16 protein-coding genes are annotated in these 19,838 nt (G+C 71.6%); 11 read left to right on the top strand and 5 right to left on the bottom strand.

Features of this window, described 5'->3' with window-relative positions; all coding sequences use genetic code 11:
- Positions 1-135: 135 nt before the first annotated feature.
- The gene (locus AB0D27_RS40905; RefSeq protein WP_362519487.1) at positions 136-1,494 is read right to left on the bottom strand and encodes an alpha/beta hydrolase; all 1,359 of its coding nucleotides are present in this window, start codon (positions 1,492-1,494) and stop codon (positions 136-138) included.
- A 234-nt stretch (positions 1,495-1,728) separates the two neighbouring features.
- Entirely contained in the window at positions 1,729-2,556 is an 828-nt protein-coding gene (locus AB0D27_RS40900) for a PaaX family transcriptional regulator C-terminal domain-containing protein (RefSeq protein ID WP_362519492.1), read from the bottom strand.
- A gap of 212 nt (positions 2,557-2,768) precedes the next feature.
- Between AB0D27_RS40900 and AB0D27_RS40895 the strand changes: the two genes are divergently transcribed.
- Entirely contained in the window at positions 2,769-4,529 is a 1,761-nt protein-coding gene (locus AB0D27_RS40895; RefSeq protein ID WP_362519484.1) for a hypothetical protein, read from the top strand.
- Between the two features lie 561 nt (positions 4,530-5,090).
- On the opposite strand, the gene AB0D27_RS40890 is transcribed toward AB0D27_RS40895, so the two are convergent.
- Positions 5,091-5,939 (bottom strand): hypothetical protein, encoded by an 849-nt coding sequence (locus AB0D27_RS40890; RefSeq protein WP_362519482.1) that lies wholly within the window; start codon positions 5,937-5,939, stop codon positions 5,091-5,093.
- A 125-nt stretch (positions 5,940-6,064) separates the two neighbouring features.
- Between AB0D27_RS40890 and AB0D27_RS40885 the strand changes: the two genes are divergently transcribed.
- The 4 genes from AB0D27_RS40885 to ilvD all read left to right on the top strand — a co-directional run bounded on the left by AB0D27_RS40885 (position 6,065) and on the right by ilvD (position 10,994).
- Positions 6,065-6,997 (top strand): Ppx/GppA phosphatase family protein, encoded by a 933-nt coding sequence (locus AB0D27_RS40885; protein ID WP_362519479.1) that lies wholly within the window; start codon positions 6,065-6,067, stop codon positions 6,995-6,997.
- A gap of 200 nt (positions 6,998-7,197) precedes the next feature.
- Positions 7,198-8,022: a sugar phosphate isomerase/epimerase gene (locus tag AB0D27_RS40880; RefSeq protein ID WP_362519476.1), complete on the top strand. Its 825-nt coding sequence runs from the start codon at positions 7,198-7,200 to the stop codon at positions 8,020-8,022.
- The gene (locus tag AB0D27_RS40875) at positions 8,019-8,636 is read left to right on the top strand and encodes a TetR family transcriptional regulator (RefSeq protein ID WP_362519473.1); all 618 of its coding nucleotides are present in this window, start codon (positions 8,019-8,021) and stop codon (positions 8,634-8,636) included. Before AB0D27_RS40880 ends, AB0D27_RS40875 begins: the two co-directional genes overlap by 4 nt.
- A gap of 504 nt (positions 8,637-9,140) precedes the next feature.
- Entirely contained in the window at positions 9,141-10,994 is a 1,854-nt protein-coding gene (gene ilvD, locus AB0D27_RS40870; RefSeq protein WP_362519470.1) for a dihydroxy-acid dehydratase, read from the top strand.
- A 109-nt stretch (positions 10,995-11,103) separates the two neighbouring features.
- On the opposite strand, the gene AB0D27_RS40865 is transcribed toward ilvD, so the two are convergent.
- A complete protein-coding gene (locus tag AB0D27_RS40865; protein ID WP_362519467.1) occupies positions 11,104-13,248 on the bottom strand; it encodes a serine/threonine-protein kinase in 2,145 nt (714 codons plus the stop codon).
- A 134-nt stretch (positions 13,249-13,382) separates the two neighbouring features.
- On the opposite strand from AB0D27_RS40865, the gene AB0D27_RS40860 reads away from it, so the two are divergent.
- The 3 genes from AB0D27_RS40860 (at position 13,383) to AB0D27_RS40850 (ending at position 15,237) form a co-directional block, all read left to right on the top strand.
- The gene (locus AB0D27_RS40860) at positions 13,383-13,703 is read left to right on the top strand and encodes a peptidase (RefSeq protein ID WP_362519464.1); all 321 of its coding nucleotides are present in this window, start codon (positions 13,383-13,385) and stop codon (positions 13,701-13,703) included.
- A 98-nt stretch (positions 13,704-13,801) separates the two neighbouring features.
- A complete protein-coding gene (locus AB0D27_RS40855; RefSeq protein ID WP_362519489.1) occupies positions 13,802-14,299 on the top strand; it encodes an EamA/RhaT family transporter in 498 nt (165 codons plus the stop codon).
- A gap of 146 nt (positions 14,300-14,445) precedes the next feature.
- Positions 14,446-15,237, top strand: a complete 792-nt coding sequence (locus AB0D27_RS40850) for a class I SAM-dependent methyltransferase (protein ID WP_362519461.1) — start codon at positions 14,446-14,448, stop codon at positions 15,235-15,237.
- On the opposite strand, the gene AB0D27_RS40845 is transcribed toward AB0D27_RS40850, so the two are convergent.
- A complete protein-coding gene (locus AB0D27_RS40845) occupies positions 15,201-16,622 on the bottom strand; it encodes a SulP family inorganic anion transporter (protein ID WP_362519459.1) in 1,422 nt (473 codons plus the stop codon). The genes AB0D27_RS40850 and AB0D27_RS40845 overlap by 37 nt on opposite strands.
- A gap of 287 nt (positions 16,623-16,909) precedes the next feature.
- On the opposite strand from AB0D27_RS40845, the gene AB0D27_RS40840 reads away from it, so the two are divergent.
- From AB0D27_RS40840 to proC, 3 genes are all read left to right on the top strand, one after another.
- On the top strand, positions 16,910-17,770 hold the full coding sequence (locus AB0D27_RS40840; protein WP_362519456.1) for an ABC transporter ATP-binding protein: 861 nt from the start codon (positions 16,910-16,912) through the stop codon (positions 17,768-17,770).
- Entirely contained in the window at positions 17,767-18,573 is an 807-nt protein-coding gene (locus AB0D27_RS40835) for an ABC transporter permease (protein WP_362519453.1), read from the top strand. The genes AB0D27_RS40840 and AB0D27_RS40835 overlap by 4 nt, the downstream gene beginning before the upstream one ends.
- 231 nt (positions 18,574-18,804) lie before the next feature.
- Complete coding sequence (proC, locus tag AB0D27_RS40830; RefSeq protein ID WP_362519450.1) at positions 18,805-19,614, top strand: pyrroline-5-carboxylate reductase; 810 nt, start codon at positions 18,805-18,807, stop codon at positions 19,612-19,614.
- Positions 19,615-19,838: the final 224 nt, after the last annotated feature.

Below are 19,838 nucleotides of genomic sequence, written 5' to 3'. Positions count from 1 at the left end.
GGAGTCCGTTCTCAGCCCGTCCGGGGTTTGAGGACGAGGCCGTTAGGCCGACGGCGGGGGTCTGGGGGCGGCAGCCCCCAGGTGCGGGTCGGGTAGGGGCGGAGGGGGCGAAAAAGGGTTGTCGGTGTGCGGACGTCAGCGGCCGACCGTCAGCTCGGCCGGGCGGTAGGGGACGTACGCCGCGCCGTCGAGGCCGAGGGCGAGCGCCGCCTTCTGCAGGGCGGCCGGGTCGGCGGCTCCGGCCCAGTGGTGGGTGGCCACGCGGTGTTCGACGGCGTGGACGGCCGCGATCGTCTCGGCCGTGGTGAAGGCGCAGTGCCCCTGGCGTTCGACGTACGCCTGGCGCAGCAGCCCGGCGTCCCCGGCCGCGCGTACCCGGTCGGCGAACCGGTTCTCCTGCTCCACCGGTACGAGGTTGTCGGCGGTGGTGTGCACGTCCAGGAGGGGTACGCCGAGGCCTTGTCCGGCGGATGACGTGCGCTGGGCGGTGCGTACGGCCGCCGGGTCGGCGTCGATGGCGGCGCCGCGGGTGAGCGTGCGCAGGTCGGCCTGGAGATCCAGGCCCCCCGCGCGGTACAGGGCGTGCACCTGGGGAGCGTGGACCGACTCGGCGAGGAGGCCGGCGTAGTCGACGCCCCGGTTCCAGGAGTTGTTGCCGCCCATGGACTGCTCGACGGCGTACCGGCCGCCTTCGACGAAGGAGAGCAGGCCCTGGGCGAGCCACGCGTACTGCTGCTCCTCCTGTCCCGCCCAGTCGTCGGCGGCGGGGCGTTCCTGGCCGGGCGCCCAGGCGGGGAGATTGAGGAAGGCGGCGGCCAGGGCGACGCGCGCTCTGCCCCGCGGCGTGGACTGGGCGGTGGTGACCGCGCTGGTGAGCCGGGTCGCGGTGGCGGAGGCTTCGGCCGCCGACGTGAAGTTCACCAGCTTGAGGTCCTCGGCGGGCAGCAGAAGACGGGCGATCGCGTACTCCGCGTCGAGCTGGTAGTTGTCCAGGTCGGTGCCGCCCGCGACCAGGCCGCACAGGCCGAGCGCGCCGTCGACGCGGCCCGCGCCGTCCCGGGCGATCCGGGCGTTGACGAGGCCGCCCATGGACTGGCCGACGGAGAGCGTGCGCCGCGGCTCGTCGATCTCGCCCTTGACGGCGTCGAGAGTGGCGAACTGGTCGCGTTCGGCGCTCTCCAGCGCCCACATGGATCCCTTGGGGTCGTACGAGGAACCGGCGAGCGCGTAGCCCTCGGCGAGCAGTTCGGTGCGGGTGGCGTCCGAGGGCGCGTCCTGGGCGACGGTCGGGCCGAAGCCGTGGCTGAACAGGAGGAGGGTGCCGTTCCAGTCCGCCGGGACGTCGGCGATCCAGGTGGCGCCGTCGGCCAGGGTGCCCGTCAGGTGCCTGGGTGTCGGCGTCTCCGCTTGGGCGGCCAGGGGGGTGATGACGCAGAGGGTTACTGCCGTTCCCAGAGCGGCTGTTGTGCGGGCCAGGCGGGTGCGTGCGGGCATGTCCTGTGGCTCCGATCTGCGGGCTGAGGGGGAGCGCTGGGTGCGGATGCTCGGTTGCTCAGTGCACTGAACGCCTCGGAATGTAGGGCGCTTATCTGACCGCCGTCAATGGAGTGCACAACATCAGTTCAGGGGTGGGTACGGCCATGACGCCGGTGAGGGCGGCGGCGTACGGGCAGAAGTGGGGTGTCGCAGGCGGGGAGAAGCGGGGTGTCGTACGAGGCAGAGGTGGGCCTATGCCTCCGTCGGCACCGTCTCCAGTACCCGCCGTGCCGTCTCCCGCGCGGGCGCGTCCAGGCGGGCGTGCACCGCGCGGAACGTCTCCTCGGCCGGCGCCGCCGGCCAGTCCGCGGGCAGGTGCTGTACGGGCAGGCGCGGGTCGGAGCGGATGACCTGGAGCCACTCGGTGGACAGGCGCAGGCGCAGCGCGAGGGCGTCCTCCTCGTCGCTGTCGCTCGCGCTCGGCCGGTCTCTGAGGGGGCGCCACGCGGCGTCGAACGCCCGGTAGCGCGCGGCGAGTTCGGCCAGGTCCCACGTGTCGTTGATCATTTCGGCGATGTCCATGCCGATGTCCGCCCGCGCCCGGAACACCTTCACGTGCGCGGAGAGGCCGAGCTCCGCGACGATCCCGGAGACGTCGGCCTCGCCCGGCGCGATCCACAGGCCGCTGAACAGCGGTCCGAAACCGGCCCAGGTGAGCTGTGAGCGCAGATCGTGCCGCTGCCGCTGCCACGACTCGGGCAGCGAGAAGCCGAGCAGCGACCAGGTGCCGTCCCAGTCGCGGTTGACCGCGCCGGACTTCCAGATGCGCTGTTCGCCGTCGCGCAGGATCGCCTCGGAGCGTTCGGTGAGACCGAAGTACATACGGCGGCCCTCGCGTCGGCGGCGCAGCAGCCCCCGGCCCACCATCCGGGTCAGCGTCGAGCGCGTCGCGTGCTCGCCGACGCCGGCCCGCGCGAACACCTCGAGGACGCTCCCGGAGTACACGCACACGCCGCGGCCCAGCACCTGGTCGCCCAGGAAGGTCAGCATCAGGGACTGCGGGCGCGGGGCGTTGTCCATGGGCACGTGGGTACGGTACGACGCCCATGCCGGGCCGGGGACTGCCGGTGGGGTCACGGGGCATATGCCATCGTCTGCCATCGCCGCCTGTGACGGCCCAGGCCACGGAATCGCAGGTTCCTGTCCCCTTATGAGGGATCGTTTCACCCGTACGGATTAAATGTGCTCAAGGGGGAAGAAGGGGTCAGGCCCGGGCACCTACGGTCGCACGGGTGATGAGCAGCAGTCCGGAGACCTCGACGCACACCGCCGGCGCACATCGGGCGCACGGAGACGCGCGCAAGCGGGTGGCCGCGCCCCGTGGCGCGAACACGCGCACGCTGGCCCAGCGCCCGCCCGCCCGCTACGAGCCTTATCTGGACGGCCTGTTCACCTACTGCCTGTCCGTGCTCTGCGACCACGACTCGGCCACCGCGGCCCTCGGGGACGTGCTCGCGCTGGCCGAGCGCCGGGGCGTGCGCGCCCCGGAGTCCGGGGACGACCGCCGGGCCTGGCTGTACGCGCTTGCCCGCTGGTCCTGTCTGCGCAAACTCACCGAGGCGCGGCGCAGGCGCCAGGCGGCGCATGCCTCCGGACGGCGTGAGCCCCGCAAGAGCGCCCCCAAGAGCGCCCAGGGCGCCGCCGACCGGCGCGCGGCCGAGGCACTGAGCACCCCCATCTCGGAAGAGGCCCAGGCGCGGCGCCGACGCGAACTCGCCCTGCTCGCCTGGCCGGAGGCCGCCGGCACCACCCCCGAGCAGCGGGAGGCGCTCGAACTCGCCGTGCGCCATCAGCTCGCCGCCCACGAGGTCGCCGCCGTCCTCGGCATGGACCTCGCCTCCGCGCGCGAACTGCTCGCATCCGCCGCCTGCGAGGTCGAACGCACCCGCGCCGCGCTCGCCGTCGTGGAGACCGGCACCTGTCCCAGCGTCGCCCGCCTCACCGGGGACAACCAGCTCGTCCTGAGCGCCACCCTGCGCCGCGAGCTGGTCCGGCACGTCGACGACTGCCCGCGCTGCCGCCGTACCGCCGAGCGCGCGGTCCCCGGCGCCTGGCCCGGCACCAGCGTCACGCCCGCCGCGCTCCCCGTCCTCGAGGCGCCGCGCGCGGCCCTGCACATGGCGATGGCGCACGCGCCCCGCGCGCGGGGCAGCGCTCCGCGCTTCGACCGGCGCGGGTTCCCCATGGATCCCAAGGACCACGCCGCGCGAAGGGACCGGCTACGCGCGCGTGCCGTCACGACCACGGTGGTCGCCACCGTCGTCGCCGCCCCCGTTCTCGCCCTCTGGGCGGCCTACCGCGGGGCGCCCCTCACCGGCGAGGGCGCCGACGGCCGGTCGGTCACCGCGAGCGAGGCGCACGGCCCCGACGGCATCAGCGGCGAGCCGGCGGGCGGCTACGAGAACGCCGGCAACGCCAGCATCAGACCCGACGCCCGCTTCACCAAGGGCAGCCGTTCGCCCGACGTGTCCGTGGAGGTCGTCAGCGCCCCCGGAAGCATTCCGCGACAAGGCGCCGGCCGGCTGTCCGTGGCGGCGGGCAACAGTCGCGACACCACCACCCTCATCTCGCTGTCCGCGTCCGGGAGTTCACCGGTGCACTGGTCCGCCAGGACCGGGGCCTCCTGGCTCTACCTGAGCCAGTCGTCGGGAACCCTCGAACCGGGCGAGTCGTTGACGATCAAGGTGTACGTCGATCATCTCCGCGAGCCGGTGGGCCCCTGGACCGCGCGGGTGTCGATCGCACCGGCGGACACCGTGGTCACGATCGACGGCTACGGCAACGCGGGCCCGTCCGCCCCCGCGCCCGACCCGACCCCGAGCGACCCGACCCCGTCCGCCCCCGACTCGACCCCACCCCCGACCGACCCAGCCCCGTCCCCCACCCCTACCGACCCAACCCCGACCCCGACCCCGACCGACTCGCCCCCTTCGGACCCGAGCAGCCCCACCCCACCGCCGAGCGGAAGCGGCGACCCGAGCCCGTCGTCGTAGGGCGTGGGAGGCGGGAGCCCTGGCTGGGGTGGGCGACGGGGTGGGGGTGCGCTGGGAGGGCGGCCGGGGTGGGCTGGCACGGCGGGGCCCGGGGTGCAGGCAGGCCGGGGATGCGTGGGCGCGCTAGGGGACGGGGGTGCGCGGACGCGCGGGGCCAGGGGTGCGCGGACGCGCCAGGTCCGGCGCCGACCGACGTCGACTTGTTCTCGCCGGGTCCCTGGATCGAGCTTGCCCGACCACAGGGTGTCTTCGAGCGGTGCTGGGCCGGAGCTCGGGGCTTTCCTGTGGCTGTCGTGGTTTTGCATTGGTGGGGCCTTGGCCCCGGTGCTGGGCCGGAACTCGGGGCCTGCCTGTGGCTGTCGTGGGCCCGCCCTCGGCGGCCTGGTCGGGGCTGGGCCCGACCTCGGGGCCTCTTTGGGCCCGTCCTCGCCTGGCCTCAGCCGAAACTTCCGCCCGTCCTCGCCCGGCCTCAGCCGGGCTTCCCCCCGGCGGCGGGCGGCCTCAGCCCGACTTCTGGCCGCCCCCGACCCACCCGACCCACCCGACCCCGCCCACGGGCTCTCAGCCCACCGGATCCGCCGGATGCGGTGCCAGCAGTGGCAGCTGAGAGGCCAGGCGTTCCTCGCAGAGTTCGACCAGGCGGTCGTACCCCTTCTTGCCCATCAGCTCGATGAGCTCGGGGCGGTACGAGACGTACACCGGGTCGCCCGCGCCGTGTGCGGAGGTCGCCGATGTGCACCACCAGTGGAGGTCGTGGCCGCCGGGGCCCCAGCCGCGGCGGTCGTACTCGCCGATGGAGACCTGGAGCACCCGGGTGTCGTCGGGCCGGTCGATCCACTCGTACGTCCGGCGCACGGGCAGCTGCCAGCAGACGTCCGGCTTGGTCTCAAGCGGCTCGCGGCCCTCCTTCAGGGCGAGGATGTGCAGCGAGCAGCCCGCGCCCCCGGCGAAGCCGGGACGGTTCTGGAAGATGCAGGACCCTTCGTACGGCCGGGTCTGCCGGTCGCCGTCCTCGTCCTCCGACACCCAGCCACTCTGCGTGCCCACGTCATGGTGCTGCCAGATCTCCGGAGTGAGCCGCGCCACATGCTCGGCCACCCGCTTCTCGTCGTCCTCATCCGAGAAGTGCGCGCCCAGCGTGCAGCAGCCGTCGTCCGCGCGGCCCGCCTGGATGCCCTGGCAGCCGCTTCCGAAGATGCAGTTCCAGCGAGAGGTCAGCCATGTCAGATCGCACCGGAAGACCTGCTCGTCATCGGCGGGATCCGGAAATTCCACCCATGCGCGAGCGAAGTCGAGCCCCTTCTCGTCGGACACGGGGACCTTCTTCGGGGACTTCTTGGACGGGGACGCCTTCGCCTGCGAAGAACCCTTGGCTGATTTGTCGGGCTTCGCCTTTTTCGTCTTTGGCACCCGTCCAGGGTAAGTCGCCCAAGCCCCCTCCGGGGACGGCCCGCCCGTCTCCCGACCACCACCCCTCAACGAGGGGCTTCGCCCCGCCCCACTTGAACTGCCCCGGGCGCAGTAGCGTTCCGTATATGAGACTCGGTGTCCTCGACGTGGGTTCGAACACGGTGCATCTGCTGGTGGTCGACGCCCACCCCGGCGCGCGCCCGCTGCCCGCGCACTCGCACAAGGCCGAATTGCGGCTGGCCCAACTGCTCGACGACAGCGGGGCGATCGATTCCGAAGGCATCGACAAACTGATCGAGGTCGTCCAGGACGCGCTGGAGGCCGCCGAGGACAAGGGCGTCGAGGCCATGCTGCCGTTCGCGACCTCCGCCGTACGCGAGGCCGGCAACGCCGACGACGTACTGGCCCGGGTCAAGACCGAGACCGGCGTCGAGCTCCAGGTCCTGACCGGCGCGGAGGAGGCCCGGCTCACCTTCCTGGCCGCCCGCCGCTGGTTCGGCTGGTCGGCGGGCAAGTTGCTCGTCCTCGACATTGGCGGCGGCTCCCTGGAGATCGCGTACGGCATAGACGAGGAGCCGGACGCGGCGGTGTCGCTGCCGCTCGGCGCCGGACGGCTGACCGCCGGCTGGCTGCCCAACGACCCGGCCGACCCCGCCGACGTGAAGGCTCTGCGCCGTCATGTGCGGGCCCAGATCGCCCGTACCGTCGGGGAGTTCGCCCGCTTCGGCGCCCCCGACCACGTGGTCGCCACCTCCAAGACCTTCAAGCAGCTCGCCCGCATCGCCGGCGCCGCGCGCTCCGCCGAGGGCCTGTACGTCCAGCGCGAACTCAAGCGCAGGTCCCTGGAGGACTGGGTCCCCCGGCTCGCCTCGATGACCGCGGACGAGCGCGCGGAACTCCCCGGCGTCTCCGATGGCCGCTCGGGCCAGCTCCTCGCGGGCGCCCTCGTCGCCGAGGGCGCGATGGACCTCTTCGGCGTGGAAACCCTCGAAATCTGCCCCTGGGCCCTCCGAGAGGGCGTGATCCTGCGTCGGCTGGACCAGATGGACTCTCAGTAGGGCAGCGCCCCGAGCGGGCGCGAGGCGGTGACATCGTGCGGCTCCGCCGCGTGGGCGCGAGCAGCCACCTCGAGCCCGCAGTCACTCACGGCGAGAACCCACAACGGCGAACAGGCGCCTCGACCGGAGCCCGCCGCAACCCTCCCGCCAACGTCCACCACCCCCGGCCAACCGCCGGAGGCAACCCGTACTCTGTCTCCGTGGCAGAACCAGCTGTGCGCATCCCGGATGCGAAGGTCGCGCTGTCCACGGCGTCCGTGTATCCGGAGTCGACGGCGACGGCCTTCGAGATCGCCGCGCGCCTCGGGTACGACGGAGTCGAGGTCATGGTCTGGACCGACCCGGTCAGCCAGGACATCGAGGCGCTGCGCAGACTCAGCGACTACCACCGGATCCCGATCCTCGCCGTGCACGCCCCCTGCCTGCTGATCACCCAGCGCGTCTGGTCCACCGACCCGTGGGTCAAGCTCCAGCGGGCCCAGGCGGCGGCCGAGAAGCTCGGCGCGAGCACCGTGGTCGTCCACCCCCCCTTCCGTTGGCAGCGCCAGTACGCCCGCGACTTCGTCACCGGGATCTGGCGGATGGCGAACGAGACGGACGTACGGTTCGCCGTCGAGAACATGTACCCCTGGCGCTACCGCGACCGCGAGATGCTGGCGTATGCGCCCGACTGGGACGTGACGAAGGAGGACTACCGTCACTTCACGATCGACCTCAGTCACACCGCGACCGCCCGCACGGACGCCCTGCAGATGATCGACCGCATGGCCGACCGCCTCGGCCACGTCCACCTCGCCGACGGCAACGGCTCCAACAAGGACGAGCACCTGGTCCCGGGCCGCGGCACCCAGCCCTGCGCCGAACTCCTCGAGCGCCTCGCGCTGTCCGGCTTCGACGGGCATGTCGTCATCGAGGTCAACACCCGCCGCGCGATGTCCAGTGCCGAACGCGAGGCCGACCTGGCGGAGGCCCTGGCCTTCACCCGGCTGCACCTCGCCTCCGCGGTGAAGGTGCCCCGCCGGTGACGGAAACCGCCCCCCGCCGCGGTCGGGGACGCCCCTCCCGTACGCAGACGCAGGCGGGCCCCGCCACCCGCGACCGCATCCTGGAGGCGGCCCGCGAGGAGTTCTCCGAGCGGGGTTACGAGAAGACCTCGGTCCGCGGCATCGCCAAGGCGGCCGGTGTGGACTCCGCGCTCGTCCACCACTACTTCGGCACCAAGGAGCAGGTCTTCGAGGCGGCCATCGAGGTCGCTTTCGCGCCCGCCCTGGATGCCCCGGCCGCCGTCGAGGAGGGCCCCCTGGAAGGCGTCGGCGAACGCCTGACCCGCTTCATCTTCGGCGTCTGGGAGAACCCCGCCACCCGCACCCCGCTCCTCGCGATCGTCCGCTCCGCGGTGAACAACGAGACCGCCGCCGCCGTCTTCCGCCGCCTCGTCGCCACCCAGTTGCTGCGCCGCATCGCCCAGCGGCTCGACCTCCCGGACGCCGAGCTGCGCGCCGAGCTGGCCGCCGCCCAGCTCGTCGGCGTCGCGATGCTGCGGTACGTGATCAAGATCGAGCCGCTGGCCTCGGCGGACCTGGAGCGGGTCGTGGCGCGGGTGGCACCGGTGGTGCAGGGGCATCTCACGGCGCCGTGACGGCAGACGCGCAAGCGCATACGTAAGCGCTTACGCAATCGCTTGCGCGCGGGTTGAGATGCGACGGACAGGCGACCGAAAGGCGCCCGACACGCGATCGCCGACTGACACGCGATCGCCGCCCGAGACGCTCCCCGCCGGGCGTAAGCGTTGACGCAAACGCTTACGCACGAGGTGACACGCGACCTCCGACCGACCCGCGACCGCCGACCGACCCGCTCCCCGCCGGGCATCGGCGCTTACGCAAAGGCTTACGCACGAGGTGACCCGCGACCGTCGACCGACCGCGACCGTCGACCGACCCGCGACCGTCGACCGAGACGCTCCCCGCCAAGCATCGGCGCTTACGTAAACGCTTACGACAAGCTGCACCGCGACCGCCAACCGAGACACCCATCCCGCATACCGGACACCCTGTCCAGCCCTTGGAGCACCGGCGTACGCTCGAGACAGTCACGACTGCCGGTCTGTACAAGCTGGTAACCCTTTAAGGAGCGAGCGACGATGCCCGAGCTGAGGTCCCGCACAGTCACCCATGGCCGCAATATGGCGGGCGCACGCGCCCTTATGCGCGCCTCCGGTGTACCGGGCGCGGACATCGGACGGAAGCCGATCATCGCGGTCGCCAACTCCTTCACGGAGTTCGTGCCGGGCCACACCCACCTCCAGCCGGTCGGCCGCATCGTCAGTGAGGCGATCACGGCGGCAGGGGGCATCGCGCGCGAGTTCAACACGATCGCGGTCGACGACGGCATCGCGATGGGCCACGGGGGCATGCTGTACTCCCTGCCCTCCCGCGATCTGATCGCGGACTCGGTCGAATACATGGTGGAGGCCCACTGCGCCGACGCCCTGATCTGCATCTCGAACTGCGACAAGATCACCCCCGGCATGCTGATGGCGGCCCTGCGCCTGAACATCCCGACGGTCTTCGTCTCCGGCGGCCCCATGGAGTCCGGCCGCGCCACCCTGGTCGACGGCACGGTCCGTACGCTCGACCTGGTCGACGCGATCTCCGACGCCGTGAACGACAAGATCTCGGACGAGGACATCCTCCGTATCGAGGAGAACGCCTGTCCGACCTGCGGCTCCTGCTCCGGCATGTTCACCGCCAACTCGATGAACTGCCTGACGGAGGCCATCGGCCTCTCCCTCCCCGGCAACGGCTCGGTCCTCGCCACCCACACCGCCCGCAAGGCGCTGTATGAGAACGCGGGCCGCACGGTCGTCGACATCACCAAGCGCTACTACGACGGCGACGACGAGTCGGTCCTGCCCCGCAACATCGCCACCTTCGCGGCCTTCGAGAACGCCATGGCCCTCGACATCGCGATGGGCGGCTCCACCAACACGATCCTCCACCTGCTGGCCGCCGCCCAGGAGGCGGGCGTCCCGTTCGGCCTGGAGGAGATCAACGACGTCTCGCGCCGCGTGCCCTGCCTTGCCAAGGTCGCTCCGAACGTCGCGAAGGACCGCACGTACTACATGGAGGACGTGCACCGCGCGGGCGGCATCCCGGCCCTGCTCGGCGAGCTGCACCGCGCGGGCCTGCTGAACGAGGACGTGCACTCGGTCCACAGCCCCTCCCTCTCCGACTGGCTGAAGACGTGGGACGTGCGCGCCGGTTCCCCGTCCCCCGAGGCGATCGAGCTGTGGCACGCCGCCCCCGGCTGCGTCCGCTCCGCCGAGGCCTTCTCCCAGTCCGAGCGCTGGGAGGCCCTCGACGAGGACGCCGAGAACGGCTGCATCCGCTCCGCCGAGCATGCCTACTCCAAGGACGGCGGCCTCGCGGTCCTCAAGGGCAACCTGGCGCTCGACGGCTGCGTCGTGAAGACGGCGGGCGTCGACGAGTCCATCTGGACCTTCGAGGGCCCCGCGGTCGTCTGCGAGTCGCAGGAGGAGGCCGTCGACAAGATCCTCCGCAAGGAGATCACGCACGGCGACGTGGTGGTCATCCGCTACGAGGGCCCCAAGGGCGGCCCGGGTATGCAGGAGATGCTCTACCCGACCTCCTTCCTCAAGGGCCGCGGCCTCGGCAAGACCTGCGCCCTGATCACCGACGGCCGCTTCTCCGGCGGCACCTCGGGTCTCTCCATCGGCCACGCCTCCCCGGAGGCGGCCTCCGGCGGCACCATCGCCCTGGTCCAGGACGGCGACCGCATCCGCATCGACATCCCGAACCGTTCGATCGAACTGCTGGTGTCCGACGAGGAGTTGGCCACCCGCCGCGACGCCCTGAACGGCGTCTACGCCCCGGCCGGCCGCGACCGCAAGGTCTCCGCCGCCCTTCGCGCCTACGCCGCGATGGCGACCAGCGCGGACAAGGGCGCGGTGCGGGACGTCTCGCAGCTGGGCTGAGGTTCGGCTTGCGGGACCGTTCGGCTTGACGGGCCATTCCGTTTGTTGAGGGGCCGCTCCTTCGGGAGCGGCCCCTTTCCCGTGTCACCAGGTCGTCACCACGTCGTCGTCACCAGGTAGAGGGGTCCCGCGCGTCGACCGCGAAGAGGGAGCCGTCGGGGGCGGTCGCGTAGACCTGGCCACCCGCGGTGACCGGTGCCGGGATCGCGCTGACGAGGGAGCCCTGGTCAGCGCCGAGCCGTGCCTTCGTCTGCCCGAGCAGTGTGCCCCGCGCGGTGTCGACGGCGAGGAGCCGCCCGTCCACGCTGGTGAGGTAGAGCCGCTGTCCGGCCACGACGGGTGCCGAGGCCTTGCTGACCGAGGTCTCCGCGCGCCACAGCTGGTCCGACGTCTTGGTGTCCATGGCGACCAGCGAGCCGTCACCGCCCAGCAGATACACCGCGTCTCCGCGTACGACGGCCTGTGCCTGCGGCAGCGGAAGACGCAGTGCGACGCGGTGGGCCGTGCGGCTCGCGACGTCGTAGCGCACGACGGCGTCCGTGTACTGATCGACGGTGGTCGAGGTGAGCCAGACGTGCCCGTCATGGGCGCCCACCAGGTTCAGCGTTCCGTCCATGGTCCGCCGCCAGCGCATGGCTCCGGTCTCCGGGTCCACCGCGGTCACCCGTGTCGTGGTCCCGGCCGCTGTCATCGCGTAGGCGACCCCGTCCCCGTACGACAGGAACTGGGGCAGCCCCAGACCCGGGATCGTGTGACGCCACTTCTCCTCGCCCGTCGCGGCGTCCAGCGCGCTGACCTTGGAGTCGCGGCCGGTCAGCAGGACGACGCCGCCGACGTGGGCGACGCGGCCGTCGTAGCGTGCGATGTCGCGGCTCCAACGGGTCACGCCGCTGGCGGGATCCAGTGCCGTCAGGCGCTTTCCGTTCCGGCTGACGACCTGTAGGAGCCCCCCGGACAGCACGGGCGCCGGCGTGGAGTAGGAGCTCGCGTGCCCCGAGTCGCTCCGGGACCACAGCACCTTGCCGTCGGCCGGATCGACGGCGGCGGCCAGCACACCGGGCCGGAGGCAGTACAACGTCCGGGGCATATACGTGCATTGGGGCAGACCGCCGGCTGTGGCGCCGGGGGCGCTCAGGTCGATGTCCCACGGCTGGAAGCTGCTCTTCGTCTGCTGGCCGTCGTGCTTCTCCGGGGCCGGCGTGTCCGAGCCGCCGAGGAGAGCGAACGCGCCGACGACGGCCGCGAGTACGGCGGCACCCCCGATGACCACGGGAAGCCGCCAACGCCGTCGCCCGGCCGCCTTCTTGGCACTCGAACGAATATCCCTCCGGCCGTGCTTCGAGTCCGGAGCCGCTCCCTTGCCGGCCCGCACCGACTCACCGTTCCCGGTGCGCTGTCCGGGTATGAACGCCTGGGTGTCGTACGAGGCAGAAATCGACCGCAGTGCGGTCATCAGCTCGTCCGGCGTGGGCCGGTCCTCTGGCTCCTTGGCGAGACAACGGGCGACCAGCTCGACCAGATCCTCCGGCACGCCTGTCAAGTCCGCCTCGTCGTGCACGACTTGATATGCGACGAGATAGGGACTGTCGGAGTCGAAGGGCCCGCTCCCGGTGGCCGCGTGCACGATCAGGGAGCCCAGCGCGAAGATGTCGGCGGCCGGTCCGACCTGCCGGGGCCTGCGGAATTGCTCCGGGGCCATGAACGGCGGGGTGCCGATCAATTTGCCTGTCTCCGTGCGCAGTTCACTGTCCGAAGGCCGTGAGATGCCGAAGTCGATGACCTTCGGGCCGTCGTCGGCCAGAAGTACGTTGCTGGGCTTGAGATCGCGATGGACGACACCGGCCCGGTGAATGTCACGCAAGGCCTCGGCGAGACCGGCCATCAGATGACGCAGCCGGGCCGGCGGCAGCGCGCCATTCCGCTTCACATGCTCGGCGAGGGTCGGCCCCGGAATGAACAGCGTGGCCATCCAGGGGTGTTCGGCCTCGGGATCGGCGTCCACGACGGGCGCGGTGAAGGCACCGCTCACCCGCCGGGCGGCCGCTACCTCCTGCCGAAACCGCCCCCGGAACTCGGGGTCTTGAGCAAACTCGGCGTGTACGACTTTGACGGCGAGCGGCAACCCGGAGGCGGACCGCGCCAGATGCACGATGCCCATGCCGCCGGAGCCGAGTTCCGCCTCCAGCAGGTACTGCCCGGCGTAGCGCGGATGTTCCGCTTCCGGATCTGTACCGGTGCTGCGCTGTGGCGGCATCACTCACCCCCGTGTGTCCGTCCGCATGCGCGACGCGCAGAGCCTAGTCGATGCTTCGTGCGAAACCCCGACGGCTTGCTAGCCTCGGCGCTCAGCATGAATTTGGCGTGAACCAATCAACGGGGGAGGCCGGAATGGCCACGGAAGACATACAGATCGCGGGCGCGGGGGAGACGGCGGACGCGGAGCCGCTCAGCGCCGAGGCGCTCCGCACGTACCCGCTCGCACCGGGCTACAACGTCAACGTCCGCAGCGGCCCGGGCACTCACTTCAGCATCGTCCGCACCCTGCCGGCGGGCTCACGCGTCCCGATCTACTGCCAGTGCCCGGGAGAGTCCGTCAGCGGCCCGTACGGGACGACGAAGCTCTGGGACAACATCTCCAACGGCCAGTTCGTGTCGGACGCGTACGTGCACACCGGCACGGACGGCTACGTGGCTCCGCAGTGTTCCTGACCTCGTGACGTCGTGACCTCATGGCCTCCTGGCCTCCTGACCGACGTCAGGCCAGGCCTTCCGCGGTGGGCCGCCGGGGCGATAATCGTCGAGTGAGCGTGAGCGACGAGACCGACACCGGATCCGGTACCCCCGCGGGGCCCCAGCCCGAGCCCCTGCGTTTCTTCGGGACCACCTGGGTGGAGCACGACGGCGGCTACACGGGCCGCCGGGCCGGCGTGGCCGTGGGCTCGCTGGCCGCGGCGGTCGCCGCCTGCCTCGTACTCCGCTTCGCCTACCAGGGCCTGGCCATCGCGGACGTGGGAAAGGCCGTGACCGTCCTGGTCGTGGTGATGTTCGCGGTCTGCAGCGCCCTCGCCTTCCGCCACACCTGGGAGGCGTTCACCCAGCGCCCCGACCCCGACCGCCAGGCCTCCCTCCGCGGCCTCCTGGCCATCGGCTTCATCGGCTCCCTCCTCGCCTACTCCTTCCGCTCCCTCACCGAGGCACCCGGCGAGAAACTCGCCCGCGAGGAGTACGAGACGGCACGCGAGCAGTACGAGCGCCGCAGCAAGCGCCGCACGGGCAACCCATCCCGCAAGAGAGGCGGGCGCTAGCGATGTTCAGCCCGTCCGGCGTTTGGGGACGGGCGCGAAGCGCGATACGGGGGTCTTGGGGGGCGGCGCCCCCAGGTGCGGGACGGGCAGGGGCGGAGGGGGTGAAAACCCGTCGCTCACCCCCCACCACCCGCCACCCTGGCCCTATGACGACACCTCCCTCCCGCCCCCACCCGATCCCCCGAGCCCATTCCTTCAACACCGCCGCGGCCCAGTACGCCGCCAACCGCCCCTCCTACCCACCCGCCCTCTTCGACGCGATCGAAGACCTCGCGGGGCGCCCCCTCACCGGGTCGAGGGTCATCGACATGGGCGCCGGCACCGGCATCGCGACCGCCCTCCTCCACGCGAGGGGCGCGAACGTTCTCGCCGTAGAGCCTGGCGACGGCATGACGGCCGAGTTCCGCCGCACCCTCCCCCACATCCCGATCGTCCGCGGCGACGGCAACGCCCTCCCCCTGGCCACCGCCTCCGCCGACTTCCTCACTTACGCCCAGTCCTGGCACTGGACCGACCCGGCCCACTCCGTCCCGGAGGCACTCCGCGTCCTGCGCCCGGGCGGCGCGCTCGCCCTCTGGTGGAACGCGGACGCCCTGGACGTCCCGTGGATCGCGGCGGCCGCGACCCGCGTCGAGCGCTACCTCGGCGTCGACCCGGTCGTGGAGAAGAGCGGCAGCGGCGCAAGGGCCGCGGCCTCCCTCGCCGCCGACCCGAGCGGCCGACTCGCCTTCGACCGCCGGCAGGTCCGCTGGAGCCGCCGTGTCTCCGTCGACACCCACCTCGCCAACATCGGCAGCCACTCGGCGTTCCTGGTCCTCGGCGAGGAGCGCACCGCGGCGTTCCTCGCCGAGGAGAGGAGCCATCTGCTCCCGACCTTCCCGGACGGAATCGTGGAGGAGACCTACGTAGTGGAGCTGCTGGTCGCTGCCCGTCCGTGATCCCGCCCGGCGGCCCACCCCTCCAGGGCCACCGCACACGCGTGATCGACGTGCCGCAACCCGCCCAACTCCAGCCGTACGTCCCGGTCGTGCGGCAACGCCTCCAGCGCGTCCAACAGCTTCGGCAGCCGCAGAAACGTCGCATGGCCGACCACCCGCACGACCAGCCCTGCGTCCCCCCGGTCCTCGGTCTCCACGTGCACATGGCTGATGTCCCACGCGGTCTTGGCCACGGCGAGCGCGAGCCCCACCAGCACTCCCTCGAACAGATTCCCGACCACGATGGCCACCGCGGTCACGCCCAGCACGACCACTTCCCCGCGATGCCCACGCCACAGCACCCGCACCTCTCGCACAGGCACGAGCTTGCACCCCGCGTGCACCAGCAGCCCCGCCAGCGCCGCCACCGGAATCACGCCGAGCATCCCGGGCAGCACGGCCGTGAAGAGCAGCAGCCACACCCCGTGCAGCACTCGCGACGCCTTAGTCCGCGCCCCTGCCTGCACGTTCGCCGCGCTCCGCACGATCACCGCGGTCATCGGCAGCGCCCCGAGAACACCGCAGACCGCATTGCCCGCGCCCTGAGCGATCAGCTCCCGGTCGTAGTCCGTCCGCGGCCCCCTGTGCAGCCGGTCCACGGCCGCCGCGCTGAACAACGACTCCGCCGACGCGATCAGCGCGAACGCCAGCACCGTCTCGAGCACGCCCACCTCCATGAGCCGCCCCAGATCCCCGGGCGACGGCGGCCGTACGGCATCCAGCAGCCCCCGCACCTCGACCCGCCGCACGGACACGTCGAACACCCCGGTCACGACCGAGACGAGCGCGACCGCCAGCAGCGGCGCGGGCACCGCACGCGCTCCCCGCCGCCAACGCGGCCACAGCACGAGTACGGCCACGGTGGCGCCGCCGATCGCCAGCGCCACCGGCTCCGCATCACCCGCCAGCGACATCAGCCCGGCAATCTTCCCGAGCCCGCTCGCCGGCGTGCTGGCATCACCCATCGCGTACACCTGGCCCGCGATCAGCACGAGGCCGATCCCGGCGAGCATTCCCTGCACCACCGCCACGGACACGGCCCGGAACCACCGCCCGAGCCGCAGCACTCCGAGCCCGAGCTGCACCAGCCCGGCCCCGAACACCAGCACACCCAGCGCTTCCATGCCATACGCCTGCACCGCCTCGTACACGAGCACGGTCAGCCCGGCGGCGGGCCCGCTCACTTGAAGGCTGCTCCCGGGCAACGCCCCGGCGACCAGCCCACCGACGATCCCGGTCACCAGCCCCAGTTCGGCGGGCACACCGGACGCTATGGCCACCCCCACGCACAGGGGCAGCGCGACGAGAAACACGACGAGAGACGCGAAGAGATCGGCTTTGCGCATGACAACGACACCTCCGACAGGGAATGGGAGATGCGTGGGTGCCGAGCCGGGGGAGGGCACGGCGGATCTGTGGCACGGCAGGTGACCGTGCACTGAAATCCATTGTCAGGTACGGGAGTTGATCCCGCACCCCTCCCGCGTAACCGCCACGTGAACGCGGAAGCGCACCGTCCCCACGCCACCCCGGACCGCCGCGTTCCGATCACGCCGACGCGCGCCTGCGCCGCCGAATGAGACCGGGCTTGACCGGCACGGCGCACAGGAGGAATATTCATCGAGTGATGATTATGAGCTCGCGCCCACCCGACCCCGAAGGGTCGGCCGGGCCTTCCCAGCCCGCCGTACGCGCCGAAGACCTCACCGTCGTACGCGGCACCCGCACCGTCCTGCGCGGACTCGACTTCGCCGTCCCCCGCGGCCAGATCACCGGCCTGCTGGGCCCCTCCGGCTGCGGCAAATCAACCCTGATGCGCGCGACCGTCGGCACCCAGGCGAAGGTCACCGGCACACTCGAAGTCCTCGGCCGCCCCGCCGGTGACGCCTCACTCCGCTCCCGCATCGGCTACGTCACCCAAGCGCCCTCCGTCTACGACGACCTGACCGTCCGTCAGAATCTCGGCTACTTCGCCGCGATCCTCGACCCGGGCCGCACGGCCACCGACCGCCGCCACGCCAATGTCACCCAGGCCATCGCCGACGTCGACCTCACCTCCCATGCCGACTCCCTCGCCGGCAACCTCTCCGGCGGCCAGCGCAGCCGCGTCTCCCTCGCGGTCGCCCTCCTCGGCACGCCGGAACTCCTCGTCCTGGACGAACCGACCGTCGGCCTTGACCCGGTCCTGCGCCGCGACCTGTGGAACCTCTTCCACGCCATCGCGGCGGAGCGGAAGGCGACTCTCCTGATCTCCTCCCACGTCATGGACGAGGCCGAGCGCTGCCACCGCCTCCTCCTCATGCGGGAGGGCGAGATCCTGGCCGACGACACCCCCGACTCCCTGCGCGACCGCACCGACTCCGACACCGTCGAAGCCGCCTTCCTCCACCTGGTCGACGAGTCGATCGCGGCGGGCGGCCGGTCCACGACGGGCGAGACGGCCGACACCGAGTCACCCTCAGGCGAACGCCCCCGCAAGGAGACCGCCCGATGAGCACCACCTCACCCACCAGCCTCAGCACAGCCGGGCCCACGAGCCCGACGGCCCGCCCGAGCGCCCTCAACGCCTCCCGTACGGTCGCCACCGCAACCCGCGTACTGGGCCAGCTCCGCCACGACCCGCGCACCATCGCGATGATGATCCTCATCCCGTGCCTGATGCTTCTCCTGCTCCGCTATGTCTTCGACGGCAGCCCGCGCACCTTCGACTCCATCGGCGCGTCCCTCCTCGGGATCTTCCCGCTGATCACGATGTTCCTGGTGACCTCGATCGCCACCCTGCGCGAGCGCACCTCGGGCACCCTCGAACGCCTCCTCGCCATGCCCCTCGGCAAGGGCGACCTGATCGCCGGCTACGCCCTGGCCTTCGGCGCGCTGGCCATCGTCCAGTCGGCCCTGGCCACCGGCCTGGCGGTCTGGTTCCTGGGCCTCGACGTCACCGGCTCCCCCTGGCTGCTCCTGCTCGTCGCCCTGCTCGACGCGCTCCTCGGCACCGCCCTCGGCCTCTTCGTCTCGGCCTTCGCGTCCTCGGAATTCCAGGCAGTCCAGTTCATGCCGGCCGTGATCTTCCCCCAACTCCTCCTCTGCGGCCTCTTCACCCCCCGCTCCAACATGCACCCCGTCCTCGAAGCCATCTCCGACGTCCTCCCCATGTCCTACGCCGTAGACGGCATGAACGAGGTCCTCAAACACACCGACATGACCGCCAACTTCATCCGCGACACTCTTGTCGTGGCGGGCTGCGCGCTGTTGGTCCTGTGCGTAGGAGCGGCCACGCTGAAACGCCGCACGAGCTAGGTTTCAGCCCGTCCGGCGTTTGAGGACGAGCGCGAAGCGCGATACGGGGGGTCTGGGGGCGGAGCCCCCAGGTACGGGACGGGTAGGGGCGGAGGGGCGGAGCGGCGGAGGGGGCGAAAACCTCGGCGGCAACCGACCCGCGGCGTCCGCCCAACGGACACCCCCACCCACCCCGCACCCCGGGTGCGACGATGGACCCCGGACGACGCACCCCCCGGAGGGCCCCGCATCATGACCCAGAAAGTCGCAGTCCTCGGCACCGGCAAGATCGGCGAAGCCCTGCTCAGCGGAATGATCCGAGCCGGTTGGGCCCCGACCGACCTCCTGGTCACCGCCCGCCGCCCGGAGCGAGCCAAAGAACTCCAGGAGCGTTACGGAGTCACCCCGGTCGGCAACCCGGAGGCGGCCAAAACCGCCGACACCCTGATCCTCACGGTCAAGCCGCAGGACATGGGCACCCTCCTCGACGAACTCGCCCCGCACATCCCCGCCGGCCGCCTGATCATCAGCGGCGCCGCGGGCATCCCCACCTCCTTCTTCGAGGACCGCCTGGCCCCGGGCACCCCGGTCGTCCGTGTCATGACGAACACGCCCGCCCTCGTCGACGAGGCCATGTCCGTCATCTCCGCCGGCAGCCATGCCACCGCCGAGCACCTCGCGCACGCCGAGGAGATCTTCGGCGCCGTCGGCAAGACGCTCCGCGTCCCCGAGTCCCAGCAGGACGCCTGCACCGCCCTCTCCGGCTCGGGACCGGCGTACTTCTTCTATCTGGTCGAGGCAATGACGGACGCGGGCATCCTGCTGGGCCTGCCGCGCGACAAGGCCCACGACCTGATCGTCCAGTCCGCGATCGGCGCCGCCGTGATGCTCCGCGACAGCGGGGAGCACCCCGTGAAGCTCCGCGAGAACGTCACGTCCCCCGCGGGCACCACGATCAACGCGATCCGCGAACTGGAGAACCACGGCGTACGCGCGGCACTCATCGCCGCACTGGAGGCAGCCCGAGACCGCAGCCGCGCCCTCGCCTCCGGCAACAGCTGATCCTCCCTGGCGCCGGGCTCACCCTTGCCCGGCGCCAGGGCTGCCCCCCCTTTTACGGTCCTCGGCGCTGTCGGCTTGTGCCCACCGGCCCCGCCCTGCGTGACGCCTGCCCACAGCGCTGACCGTCAGCTAGTGTCCTGCGCCAGTAGTTGATCGTTAGAAGTTGCATGACTTCTACTGCTGGTGCGTCAGTTCCTCGTCGGGGCCCCAAGTTGGAGCCGTTG

Source organism: Streptomyces sp. NPDC048415 (assembly GCF_040651675.1).
Classification (GTDB): Bacteria; Actinomycetota; Actinomycetes; order Streptomycetales; family Streptomycetaceae; genus Streptomyces.
This window is presented reverse-complemented; position numbering and strand designations above follow the sequence as displayed.